At 71.2% G+C, this 12,449-nt stretch carries 10 protein-coding genes; 7 read left to right on the top strand and 3 right to left on the bottom strand.

Annotated features, from left to right (window positions below; all coding sequences use genetic code 11):
- Positions 1-6: 6 nt before the first annotated feature.
- The 6 genes from ACZ6BB_RS33170 to ACZ6BB_RS33145 all read left to right on the top strand — a co-directional run bounded on the left by ACZ6BB_RS33170 (position 7) and on the right by ACZ6BB_RS33145 (position 9,381).
- A complete protein-coding gene (locus ACZ6BB_RS33170) occupies positions 7-1,404 on the top strand; it encodes an acyltransferase family protein (RefSeq protein ID WP_471618810.1) in 1,398 nt (465 codons plus the stop codon).
- Positions 1,405-1,743: 339 nt separating this feature from the next.
- Complete coding sequence (locus ACZ6BB_RS33165) at positions 1,744-2,268, top strand: DUF2269 domain-containing protein (RefSeq protein WP_471618809.1); 525 nt, start codon at positions 1,744-1,746, stop codon at positions 2,266-2,268.
- A gap of 82 nt (positions 2,269-2,350) precedes the next feature.
- A complete protein-coding gene (locus ACZ6BB_RS33160; RefSeq protein WP_471618808.1) occupies positions 2,351-4,165 on the top strand; it encodes an ABC-F family ATP-binding cassette domain-containing protein in 1,815 nt (604 codons plus the stop codon).
- A gap of 364 nt (positions 4,166-4,529) precedes the next feature.
- Positions 4,530-6,326: an outer membrane protein assembly factor BamB family protein gene (locus tag ACZ6BB_RS33155; protein WP_471618807.1), complete on the top strand. Its 1,797-nt coding sequence runs from the start codon at positions 4,530-4,532 to the stop codon at positions 6,324-6,326.
- Positions 6,327-6,459: 133 nt separating this feature from the next.
- Positions 6,460-8,412 (top strand): outer membrane protein assembly factor BamB family protein, encoded by a 1,953-nt coding sequence (locus tag ACZ6BB_RS33150; protein WP_471618806.1) that lies wholly within the window; start codon positions 6,460-6,462, stop codon positions 8,410-8,412.
- A gap of 273 nt (positions 8,413-8,685) precedes the next feature.
- A complete protein-coding gene (locus ACZ6BB_RS33145; RefSeq protein ID WP_471618805.1) occupies positions 8,686-9,381 on the top strand; it encodes a helix-turn-helix transcriptional regulator in 696 nt (231 codons plus the stop codon).
- A 108-nt stretch (positions 9,382-9,489) separates the two neighbouring features.
- Here ACZ6BB_RS33145 and ACZ6BB_RS33140 read toward each other — a convergent pair whose 3' ends face one another.
- The 3 genes from ACZ6BB_RS33140 to ACZ6BB_RS33130 all read right to left on the bottom strand — a co-directional run bounded on the left by ACZ6BB_RS33140 (position 9,490) and on the right by ACZ6BB_RS33130 (position 11,817).
- Positions 9,490-10,461 carry an SGNH/GDSL hydrolase family protein gene (locus ACZ6BB_RS33140; protein WP_471618804.1) on the bottom strand — a complete coding sequence of 324 codons (972 nt, stop codon included), beginning with the start codon at positions 10,459-10,461 and terminating at the stop codon, positions 9,490-9,492.
- 292 nt (positions 10,462-10,753) lie between these two features.
- Complete coding sequence (locus ACZ6BB_RS33135) at positions 10,754-10,957, bottom strand: DUF397 domain-containing protein (protein ID WP_471618803.1); 204 nt, start codon at positions 10,955-10,957, stop codon at positions 10,754-10,756.
- 8 nt (positions 10,958-10,965) lie between these two features.
- Entirely contained in the window at positions 10,966-11,817 is an 852-nt protein-coding gene (locus ACZ6BB_RS33130) for a helix-turn-helix domain-containing protein (protein WP_471618802.1), read from the bottom strand.
- 223 nt (positions 11,818-12,040) lie between these two features.
- On the opposite strand from ACZ6BB_RS33130, the gene ACZ6BB_RS33125 reads away from it, so the two are divergent.
- Positions 12,041-12,445, top strand: a complete 405-nt coding sequence (locus ACZ6BB_RS33125; protein WP_471618801.1) for an ATP-binding protein — start codon at positions 12,041-12,043, stop codon at positions 12,443-12,445.
- The last annotated feature ends 4 nt before the right edge of the window (positions 12,446-12,449 follow it).

Below are 12,449 nucleotides of genomic sequence, written 5' to 3'. Positions count from 1 at the left end.
ACTCCCATGAGTGCAAGCGTGCATGCCGGTGCGAGCGCGAGCGAACTCGCCGCCGCCACCCCGTCCACCCGTGACCGGTACGTCGACCTCCTGCGCGTCGCCTCCCTGGGCACGGTCGTCCTCGGCCACTGGCTGATGGCGGCGGTCACCACAGGGGGCGGGGAGGACGGCCGGGTCGAGGTGGGCAACCTCCTCGCCGTCGAGCCGAGCCTGCAGATCCTCACCTGGGCCCTGCAGATCATGCCGGTGTTCTTCTTCGTCGGCGGCTTCTCGCACGCCCTGTCCTACCGCTCGCTCAAGCGGCGGCACCCGGACGGCGACTCCCTCCACCCCGCCTTCCTCCGCGCCCGCCTCCAGCGCCTCCTGCGGCCCACCCTGGTGTTCATCGGGGTGTGGGGCGTCGCGGCCGTCCTCCTCCAACTCGCGGGCCGGGGCGGCGGACTGCTCGACGTGACGCTGCGGCTGGTCGCGCAGCCGCTGTGGTTCATCGGCATCTATCTCGCGATGGTCGCCTTCACCCCGCCGCTGCTGAAGATGCACGAGCGGTTCGGGTGGGGCGCGTTCGGGGCGCTGGTCGCGGCGGCGGGCGCCGTCGACGTGCTGCGCTTCGCGTTCGACGTGCCGTTCGTCGAGTTCCTCAACTTCGCCTTCGTGTGGCTCGCGATCCACCAGCTGGGATTCCTGCGCGCCGACGGGCGGCTGACCCGGCCGTACCTGCTCGCCGGGGCCGGGCTCGCGGGGGCGGCGCTGCTGGTGGCGTACGGGCCGTATCCGCTGTCGATGGTCGGGATGCCCGGCGAGAAGGTGTCCAACATGGCGCCGCCGACCTTCGCGCTGCTGTGCCACGGACTGTGGCTGGTCGGCGCGGTGGAGTGGCTGCGCGGACCGGCCGGGCGGTGGCTGGAGCGGCCGAGGGTGTGGCGGGCGGTCGTGGCGGCCAACGGAGTCTCGATGACCGCGTTCCTGTGGCACCTGTCGGCCATGCTCGGGGTCTACGGCGTGCTGCTCGCGCTGCGCGTGCCGCTGCCCGCGCCCGCGACGGGCGCCTGGTGGGCCCAGCTGCCCCCGCGCATCGCGGCCGCGGCCGTCCTGACCGCGGTGCTCGTCGCGGTCTTCCGGAGCTTCGAGCGGCCCGCGGCACGCGCCGCCGTCCCGCGCCCGCGCGGGAGTGCGCACGGGGCGACGGCGTACGCCGGTGCGGCCGCCACCCTCGGTGTCGTGCTCTGCCTCTTCGGGGTGCTGGGGCTCTCGATGGTCGGCTTCGGCGGGCTGTTCGAGGGGCGTACGGCCCTGCTGATCGCCGTGCCGGTGAGCGCGCCGGCGGCGGTGGCGATGACCCTCGTGGGCTGGCTGCTGGTGGAACGGGCGGGGCGCGGGCGCCCGTCGGAGGTCCGGCACGTGTGAGCCGGCGCGGAAGAATCGCGCCGGTCGGCCAACGCGGACGCCCTCCCGGCCGTCTTCCTCGCCGAGACCCCGCTCCGCGACGACATGACGCCATGCCCGAGCCACGTCGGCGCCGCCCGAGCCACGTCGGCGCCTGCCGAGCCGCGTCGGCGCCGCTCCGGGTCTCGCACGAACGCCGTGCGCCCCGGGTGGACACGCCCCCGGGGCGCGCGGCCTCCTCCTCGCGCCCGCGAGAAGTCCCACCGGACCCGCGGCCTCGCTCCGTACTCCCGGCCCGGTACCCCCGGATACTCCCGCGAGGGGACGACCCCGGCGCCCGCGCCCGGCACCGTGGCGGACATGAAGACAAGCCGTCCCGTACGCCGGACCCTCCTCGTCGTCCACGTGGCCGCCTCCGCCGGCTGGCTCGGGCTCACGCTCGGGCTGCTGGCGCTCGGCGTCACCGCCGGCACCGGCGGGTCGGAGGTGACGGTGGAGGCGTCCGTGCGGGCCATGAAGCTGTTCGCGGACTGGCTCCTGATCCCGGTCGCCCTGGTCACGTTCGGCAGCGGGCTGGTGCTGTCCCTGGGCACCCCGTGGGGCCTGGCCAGGCACCGCTGGGTCCACGTGAAGTTCTGGCTGACCCTGGCCACCCTCACCGCCACCGTCCTCGCCCTGCGCCCCGGCGTGAACGCGGCGGTCGCCGCCGTCGCCGCGGGCGGGCCGCTGCCGGACGCGGGAGACGTCCTGTTCGGACCGGCCGTCTCCCTGTCCGCGTACGTCTTCATGACCGTGATCTCGGTCCTGAAGCCCTGGGGGCTCACCCGGCGAGGCCGCCGCCTGCGCACCACCGCCCACCGCGAGGACGTCGCCGTGCCCCGCTGAGGCCCCGGCCCGGGCGCCCGTCACGCCCCCTCCACCCCGCCGACTACCCTGGAGGGTCGATCGTCCCCGTGGCAGGAGAGTAATGGCCGTCAACCTGGTCAATGTCGAGAACGTCAGCAAGGTGTACGGCACCCGCGCCCTGCTCGACGGGGTCTCGCTCGGCGTCTCCGAAGGGGACCGGATCGGCGTCGTGGGGCGGAACGGGGACGGCAAGACGACCCTGATCCGGATGCTCGCCAAGCTGGAGGAGGCCGACACGGGCCGGGTCACCCACTCCGGCGGCATCCACGTCGGCGTGCTCACCCAGCACGACTCCCTCGACCCCGCCGCCACCGTCCGGCACGAGGTCATCCGGGACATGGCGGACCACGAGTGGGCGGGCAACGCCAAGATCCGGGACGTGCTCACCGGGCTGTTCGGCGGGCTCGACCTGCCGGGCTTCCCGCAGGGCCTCGACACCGTCATCGGCCCCCTCTCCGGCGGTGAGCGGCGCCGCATCGCGCTCGCCAAGCTGCTCATCGAGGAGCAGGACCTGATCGTCCTCGACGAGCCCACCAACCACCTCGACGTGGAAGGCATCTCCTGGCTCGCGAACCACCTGCGGGAGCGCCGGTCCGCGCTCGTCTGCGTCACCCACGACCGGTGGTTCCTGGACCAGGTGTGCACGCGGATGTGGGACGTGCAGAAGGGCTCGGTCTACGAGTACGAGGGCGGCTACTCCGACTACGTCTTCGCCCGCGCCGAGCGCGAGCGGATCGCCGCCACCGAGGAGACCAAGCGGCAGAACCTGGTCCGCAAGGAGCTGGCCTGGCTGCGGCGCGGCGCCCCGGCCCGTACGTCGAAGCCGCGCTTCCGCGTCGAGGCGGCGAACGAGCTGATCGCGGACGTGCCGCCGCCGCGCGACACGAGCGAGCTGATGAAGTTCGCCTCCTCCCGGCTCGGCAAGACCGTGTTCGACCTGAAGGACGTCACCGTGCAGGCCGGCCCGAAGGTGCTGCTGAAGCACCTGACGTGGCAGCTCGGGCCGGGCGACCGCGTCGGCCTGGTCGGCGTCAACGGCGCCGGCAAGACCTCCCTGCTGCGGGCCATGGCCGACGCCGCGCGCAGCGAGGGGGAGAAGCAGCCCGCCGCCGGCCGGGTCGTCACCGGCAAGACGGTCAAGCTCGCCTACCTCTCCCAGGAGGTCGCCGAGCTGGACCCCGAACTGCGGGTGCTCCAGGCCGTGCAGCAGATCCGCGACCGCGTCGACCTCGGCAAGGGGCGCGAGATGACCGCGGGGCAGCTCTGCGAGACCTTCGGGTTCAACAAGGAGAAGCAGTGGACGCCGGTGAGCGACCTCAGCGGTGGTGAGCGGCGCCGGCTCCAGCTGCTGCGGCTGCTGATGGACGAGCCCAACGTCCTCTTCCTCGACGAGCCGACGAACGACCTCGACATCGAGACCCTCACCCAGCTGGAGGACCTGCTCGACGGGTGGCCCGGCTCGATGATCGTCATCTCCCACGACCGGTTCTTCGTCGAGCGCACGACCGACCGGGTGTTCGCGCTGCTCGGCGACGCGGCGCTGCGGATGCTGCCGCGCGGGATCGACGAGTACATCGAGCGGCGGCACGCCATGGAGGAGGCCGCGGCGGCCTCGTCCGGGATCTCCGGGAAGCCCGTCGCCACCGAGACCACGCAGCGCAACGCCGCCGACGCTCGGGCCGCGAAGAAGGAACTGCAGAAGATCGAGCGGCAGTTGGACAAGGTCTCCGAGAAGGAGGCGAAGTTGCACGCGCGGATCGCCGAGAACGCGACGGACTTCGCGAAGGTGGGGGAGCTGGACGCCGAACTGCGGGCGCTGGCCGGGGAGAAGGAGGAGCTGGAGATGCGGTGGCTTGAACTGGCGGACGACGCGTAGCGCTCCGCGGGTTGCGGGGGGAGCGCCGTCCGGGACGATGTGTGATTCCGGGTGCGGGTGGTTCGGGGCTGCTCGCGCAGTTCCCGCGCCCCTTCAGGGCGCCGGTCCTGGTCGGCGGTCAGCAGTCGGCGCCTTCGGAAGGCTTGCGGCGTCTGGGGCGGGCGTCCCGTGAAGGGGGCGTGAAGGAGCGTAACGGAGGCATTACGGGGCGGTTCTCCCTTGGGAACAGGCGAGCGACCGGCCCCGTACGGGGGAGTGCCGCAGTGATAGAAAGAGCCGTCTGAGAAGAGTCTTAGCAGTCTGAGAAGCGACACCACGCGTGACCACGGGTGGCTCGAAAGCAGCGAACAGGGGGAAAGCGCTGATGGTTCAGCCACCCGATCAGCCGCCGCAGGGCGGCTACGGAGCACCGCAGGGCCCGCCGCCGCCGTCACAACCGCAACCGCCGCAACAGCCGTACGGCTACCCGCAGACGCCTCCGCCGCAGGGCCCGCCCGCGCCGGCCCCCGGCTACGGCTACCCCCAGCAGCAGCCGCCCGCACAGCCCGGTCCGTACGCCCAGCCCGGCCCGTACGGACAGCCGCAGCAGCCCGGCCCCTACGCGCAGCCCGGCCCGTACAACCCGGCGCCGCAGGCCGGTTACGGCTACCCGCAGTCGCAGTACCCGGGCGCGCCGACCCCGCCGTCGGCCGGCGGCGGAGGTTCCAAGAGCTTCTTCAAGGGCAAGCCCGCGATGATCATCGGCGCCGCCGTGGCCGCGCTGCTCGTGGTCGGCGGCACGGTGCTGGCGGTGACGAGCCTCGGGGACGACGGCGAGAAGAAGCCGGTCGCCAAGGAGAGCACGGGCCCGAGCGAGGACGACAAGCCCTCGGACGCGCCCTCCGCGCCCGTCAACGAGGGCGACGGCAGCGGCGACGGCGGGGAGGACCTCGACATCGCCGACCTCAACGCGGACGTCAAGGCCGGTGAGGCGAAGGTGCTCTGGTACAAGAGCGCCCCCGACGCCCCCGGTTCCGGCGCGAGCGCCCCCGGCCTGTGGGTCACCGACAAGGTGGCGGTGAAGCCCGCGTACAAGCAGCTCTTCGCCTACAACGTGTCGGACGGGAACCCCGCCTGGGACCCGATCGAGTTCCCCGGCAAGATCTGCGCGGTCACCCCGAAGGCGACCGCCGCCGACCGGGTCGTGGTCGCGTATCAGAAGAACACCTCGAAGAACGCCGAGTGCGACCAGCTCCAGCAGATCGACCTGAACACCGGTGACAAGGGCTGGTCGGCGGAGGTGGAGGAGGGCGAGCTGTTCGACAGCGCCATCAGCGTCGGGCTGTCCGTCACCGGCGACACGCTCATGGTGGGCCGCTCGCAGTCCGGGACGGCGTACGACGTCAACACCGGCAAGAAGCTGTTCGACAAGAAGAGTTACGGTCAGTCGTGCTACCCGGCCGGGTTCGCGGGCGGCACGCGGCTGATCGCCGTCTCCTCCTGCGCGGTGACCACCGACAAGGAGCACGACGAGGTCCAGGAGCTGGACCCGAGGACCGGCAAGGCCAAGTGGACGCGGAAGATCCCCAAGGGCTGGAAGGTCGAACACGCCTACTCGGTCGACCCGATCGTGCTCTACCTCACCAACGAGGAAGAGAACACCTGGAACATCTCCACCCTCGACTCCGACGGTTCGACCCGCTCGCAGGTCGACTCCGACGACTCGTTCGCGCCCGAGTGCGACGGCGGCATCCTCACCCGTGACCTGGCGGGCTGCACGGCCGTCGCGGCCGACGCGAACACCCTCTACCTGCCGACCGAGGAGAAGGACGGCACGAACGAGGTCGTCGCCCTCAACCTCGCGACCGGCAAGGAGAAGTGGCGCCTCAAGTCGCCCTCCGCCGACGCGGAGATCATGCCGCTCAGGGCCGAGGGGGACCGGCTCCTCGCGTACGTGGAGCCCACGCGCGACGCGGGCGGCCAGGTCGTGGCCGTCCCGGCCGCCGGCGGCGACCCCAAGGCGACCAAGCTCCTCCAGATGCCGGCGAGCGCCGCGGAGATCGAGGGCTCCTTCTACTCGAAGGCCGTCGACTACGTGGACGGCCGCTTCTACATCTCCACCACCCTGCTGACCGGAGTCGACGACGCGAAGGAGAAGTTGATGCTGGCCTTCGGCAAGTGACGCGCGCGACCGCCGGCCCCGCCCGTGCCATCGGCCGTCCGACGCCGTCGCCGCCCGGTCCCGCCGTGACCCGGTAGACCTTCCCGTCCGTCCCGCTTCCGTCCTCCGCTCTCCGCTTCGAGGTATCCACGTCATGACCCAGCCGCCGCCCCCGCCGAACCAGCCCCCGGGCCCGCCCCCGAACCAGCCGCCCGCCGAGCCCCCGTCGCTGGACAAGGGACAGCCGCCCGCGCAGCCCCCGGCCCAGGGACAGCCGCCCGCGCAGCCCCCGCAGGACACCCCGCCGCAGGGCGGTTTCGGCGCGCCCACGCCCCCGCCGCCCGGCGGTTTCGGCGCCCCGACACCCCCGCCGCAGGGCCCGCCCGCGCCGGGCCCCGGCTACGGCTACCCGCAGGGGCCCCCGCAGCAGCCCGGCTACGGCTACCCGGGCCAGCCCGGTCACCCCGGCCAGCCGGGTCCGTACGGCCAGCCGCAGCCCGGCCCGTACGGCCAGCCGCAGCCCGGCCCGTACGGGCAGCAGCCGCCGCCCGGCCCCTACGGCTACCAGCCGCCGACCATGGCGATGCACCCGCAGGTGGGACAGCCGGCCGGCAAGAAGAAGGTCAACTCCGCGGCGATCATCATCACGGCGGCGGTCGCGGCCATCGCGCTGATCGTCGGTGGCGGTGTCTTCTACACGTACACCAGCGGGGACGACGACAACGGCAAGAAGGACACCGCCAGTTCGGAGGGCACGACCGGCGGCAAGGACGACACCAAGGGGGACGACGGCGGTTCGTCGTCGTCCGGCGGCTCCTCGTCCGGCGGCGTGGAGGTGCCGACCGAGGCGCAGGAGAAGGCGCCCAGCAGCGCCGGCGCGAAGATCCTCTTCCAGGTGCCCGCGCACGAGGTCAAGGAAAAGCTGACCATCGACAGCGTCAAGGGCTCCTGGCTGACGAAGACCACGTACGCCAAGTCCGCCCTGAACAAGATCGTCGGCTATGAGCCGGACACCGGCAAGACCAAGTGGACGCTGGACCTGACCGGTCAGACCTGCGCGGGCTCCCGTGAGATCACCACCGAGGGCATCGCCGTCGTGGTGACCGAGTCGGCCAAGCGCAAGAACAACGACGACCGCCAGCCCTGCACCGAGGTCACCGCGTTCAACGTCGAGACCGGCAAGGAGGTGTGGACCAAGAGCGCCGACACGAGCGGCGAGAAGGTGCCGTTCGGCGAGGTCACCATCTCCGGCACGACGGTCGCGGCGGCCGGCGGCTACGGCGGCGGCGCCGCGTTCGACGTCAACTCCGGCAAGGTGCTGTGGTCGCCCAAGGTCGGCGAGTGCACCGACGAGGGATACGCGGGCGGCGCCCAGCTGATCGCGGTCCGCAAGTGCGGCGACTACGGCAGCGAGACCTTCCAGATCCAGCTGCTCGACCCGAAGTCGGGCAGCGTCAAGTGGACCTACAAGGTGCCCTCCGGCATCCAGCGCGCGAAGATCATCTCCACCAAGCCGGTGGTCTTCGGCGTGGTGACCGGCAGCGACGTCCCGCTGACCGGCACGACGGACATCTTCTCGCTCGACGACAGCGGCAAGCTGCGCGCCAAGATCTCCATCCCGGACGACAAGTACGACTACGAGTGCCCCGTCCGCGGTGTCTGGGCCTGCCGGGGCATCTACGTCGGCAACGACAAGGTGTACATGCCGACCAAGAACCACGACGGCACCGGCTCGTACAGCTCCACCAACGAGATCGTCTCCTTCTCGCTGTCCACGGGTAAGTCCACCGGCGACCGGGTCGACGCGGGCGACGACTACGACCTGTTCCCGATCCGGATGGACGGGCCGAACATCATCGCCTACAAGGACGGTCCGTACGACAAGGGCGCCCAGATCGTCTCCATCGACGGCAAGACGCTGAAGCAGACCAAGCTCCTGGAGACCCCGTCCTCCGAGTCGGTGCTCCGCGCGATCAGCGGGATGACGCCCACGCTGAGCGAGATGCTCTACACCGACGGACGGTGGTTCATCGGCTCGGAACTGGTCAGCAAGCCGTATTCGAAGGACGAGAAGGAGTACACGGCGCTCGGCTTCGGGGTGAAGTAACCCCACGCGCCCCCTCGGTCTCCGTCGCCGGCCCCGCCCCAGCTCAGGGGCGGGGCCGTGCACGTATTCCGCATCCCTCTCGAATGGGAGGGAATTTCGGTAATCCGGGCACTTCTCTCCGATAGGGGGAGCGCAACGTCGAACAAGCGTGTAGCTTCCGGGGGCATGAAGAGCGGGGAGCCGACGGTGAAGTCGGGGGGCTTCTGTCCGTGAGGACCAGTGGGCGGCCATAGTTGGCAACCATCTGGGGGGACTGGGGGGTGGGGTGGCTCGATGGGAGTCCGGCTCATGGTGGTCGACGATCACCGACTGCTGGCCGAGGCGCTGGCCTCGGCGTTGAAGCTGCGCGGGCACCGGGTGCTCGCGGCGACGGCGCCGGCCGCGGGCGCGGCGGATCTGGTGATCACGAGGGCACCCGAGGTGTGCCTGCTCGGCACGGCGACACCCGCCGAGCCGGGCATGTTCGACCCGGTGGTGAAGATCAAGCGTGAACGCCCGCAGGTGGCGGTGCTGGTGCTCGGCCCGGTACCCAACCCGCGCGGCATCGCGGCGGCGTTCGCGGCCGGCGCGTCGGGCTACGTCCGGCACGACGAGCGCATCGAGGGGGTCGAGCGGGCCATCATGAAGGCCCGCGCGGGGGAGGCGGCGGTGGCGCCGCAACTGCTGCAGAGCGCGTTCGGTGAACTCCTCAACCCGGCGGCCCAGCCGGACGACGAGGGTCAGCGCCTGCTCCAGATGCTGACCCCGCGCGAGGTCGAGGTCCTGGTCCGCGTGGCCGAGGGTGAGGACACGCGCCTGATCGCGGCGGGCATGGGCATCGCCCCGTCGACGGCCCGCACGCACGTCCAACGCGTCCTGATGAAACTGGGCGTCGGCTCCCGTCTGGAGGCGGCGGCCCTGGCGGCCCGCACGGGCCTGCTGGACCGGGCGGGGCCGGTGCCGCACGGTCTGCCGGGGGCGGAGGCGTAGCGCACGCCGCTGGAGCCACGCCGCTGGAGTCACCCCGTGTGGAGCCACGCCGCTGAAGCCGCACCGGGCCCTCGGCCCGATGCGGCTCCCCCGGATGCCGGACGCGGATCAGCTCACGCCCAACGCGTTCAGGATCGCCGGGGCGACCTGGTCAGCGGCGTTCCTGTGGCCGCCGGCGTTGGGGTGGACGAAGGCCACCTCGGTCGGGAAGGTCGTGAAGACGCCCTCCACCCACTTGCCCGAGTCGCAGACGCTGTGGTTCCGGGAGGAGTCGGAGAGGCCGACGAACGTGTCCCCCTGCGCACCGGCCGCCTTCTCGATGACCTTGTTGAGCGGTTCCAGGACGTCGTCGCGCAGCCAGTCGAGGTCTCCCGGGGTGATCGACGCGAACTGCTCCCAGTCGTTGTACCGGCACTTGGACGTGTCCTCGGGGATGACCGTGGGGTAGCCGACGGTCAGGACCTTGGCGTGCGGGGCCCGCTCGTGGAGGACGGCGAGCATCTCCTTGTAGTCGCCGCTCACCTTGGTCAGCCGGCCGGGGATGTCGTCGGCCAGGTCGTCCCGGCACGGCGTGCCCACACCGCCGCTGCCGTCGCCCAGTTGCAGACAGGTGAAGAGGATCTGGGCGAACCCGAGGGTGTTGCCGCCCGCGCCGACGGTGACCACGTCGGTGCCGGACCCGACCGCCTCGGACTGGGGAGGCACCGGCGGGAACGGGTAGTCCGGGTCCTCGGAGAGCGGCGGCAGGTGGCGGCCGATCGGCTCCTGGGCGTTGAAGGTGATGTCCTCGATGACGGCGGCTCCGCAGCTGACATTGGTCAGTTCGATCAGTGAGCCGAGGTCGCGGTCGATGACCTGGGGGTAGGACTGGTCGGTGCGCTCGCAGCCGTCACGGGGGACTTCGAAGGTGTCGCCCGCCGCCGGGATGACCCCGGCGGTGTAGGAGTCGCCCAGAGCGACCCACTCGTAGGCCGCCGCGGCCGCCGGGGTGGCGCCGGCGAGTTGCGCGGGGACGAGGGCGCCTGCGGCGAGAGCCACGGCGGAGCCCAGCACGGCCAGTCGAGTGCGAAAGTTTGCCACGAATCCTCCAGAGATACGGTTTTGGTGACGCAATGACCGTACGAGGAGTGTTACTTAACGCACTAGATCCAATACGGACAGTCACTTACCGTCGAGTCTCTGGTGGTCCCTCCTGGTGGGGGTGGCATGTTCTGAACAGGTGAGGTCGATGTAGGGACCATGCGTGTCCCTCTGGCGCCGAATCGGGTGTGGCGCTTGATCGCTGCGGAGCGATTATCCGGACGGTTCCCCGACTTCCGTTCCACCGAACGAACCTCGTCCGCTGTCCTGTTCGCGCCGGTACGGCGGTTGATCAACCGCGGGGCGGGGTCAATCCGCCGGCGGTTATGGCGTGGAGGAGGTGGGCGAGGGGGGTGCGGGTGGTCGCGATGACGGTGGTGGGGGTGTCGGACTCGCGGAGGTGTATGTCCTCGGGGGAGGCGGCGACTTCGACGCACGCGTTGCCCTCGGCGCCACCGGAGAAGGTGGACTTCTGCCAGTTCAGGGCGTGGGCCATGAGGTGCCTCACAGTTCCTTCGACAAGCGGTGGATGAAGTCTCGGGACGCGGCGGGGGTCAGAGTCGCCTCCTCCACTTTACGGAAAAGCGTTCGAAGCGTTTTCAGTTGGGGCTCCGCGTCGATGAACGCGGTGCCGGTGGCGGCTTCCCGGAGACCGGTGTCGAGTTGGGGGACCGAACCTCCCATGTACATCATCGAGGCGCCGGCCCCGCCGAAGCCGTCCTGGTCGGTCGGGATGACGCGTACGGTGACGTGCCCCTGGTCGGTCAGGTCCAGGATCTGCCGGAGCTGGGCGAGGGAGACTCGGCGATCGGCCACGCGGATGCGCAGGGCGAACTCGTGGACGATCGCCTCGTACGGGGTGGGGGTCCTGCCTTCGATGACAGTGCGTCGCCTCATGCGGTGCTCCACCCGGGGCGTCAGCTCACTGTCGGGCAGTTCCGGGCGCATGTACCCGAACACCGCCCGCGCGTAGTCCGGGGTTTGGAGAAGGCCGGGAACGTAGGCGATGACCACCTCTCGGAGGAACGCCGCGTGGTGCTCCGCCTCGGCCAGGTCCAGATTCACCGGCGGTAGTACACCCCGGTACTCCTCCCACCAGCCTCGTGTGCGATCGATCGCCATCGTCGCGAGTGCCTCGATCAACCCCTCGTCCGTGCAGGCGTAGTGCGCGGCGAGACGGCGCACGCGTGCCGCGCTCACGCCCGCGACCCCCGACTCGATCTGGCTCATCTGGACCGAGTCGGCCCCCAGGAGTGCCGCCGCCTCCCGGGCCTTCATGCCCGTCGCCTCGCGCAGTTTGCGCAGTTCGGAGCCCAGCCGCACTCGGCGGGCCGTGAGATGCCTCTTCGGCGGCACCGGTGCCTCCTGTCCCAACTGCCCTGCGTGCGTCGCTCTTTCGGGGGTCAGAATACGGCAGCGGGTTGCGGCATCCTAAATTTAAGAACTACCTTCCGTGATGAACCGCATACGGCGCGGTATCGCCTGCTGCTCCGGAAGCGCACTGCTCCGTCACGCCCCGACGGCTGCGGCAATGCCACCGGAAGGCCCCTCAAACCCCCACCCCGAACGGAGTTCACCCATGCCTGCAAGGGACCCCTGGGAGTACGTCCTCCACATCCCCCACGACCCCCGAGCCGTCACCGTCTCCCGCCGCACCCTCCGCCTGATCCTCACCGCGCACGGCCTGGCCGCCCTCCTGGACCCCGCCGAACTCCTGGCCACGGAGCTGATCGCCAACGCCGTACTCCACACCAAGGGCCCGGCGGCCCTCCGTGTCCGCTGGTCGGGCGACGCGCTGTGGATCGGCGCCTGGGACGCCGACCCGCAACCCCCGGAGCCGCCGGACACCGTGGCGAAGCCCGGGATGGAGACCGGCCGGGGCCTCGCCCTCGTACGCGCCTGCACGGACATCTGGGGCTGGCAGCCGTCGTCCCGGTTCGGCCACTCGGGCAAATACGTGTGGTGCGAACTGCTGACCGCGTAGCTCG

This window comes from Streptomyces sp. NPDC041108, assembly GCF_055592645.1.
This window is presented reverse-complemented; position numbering and strand designations above follow the sequence as displayed.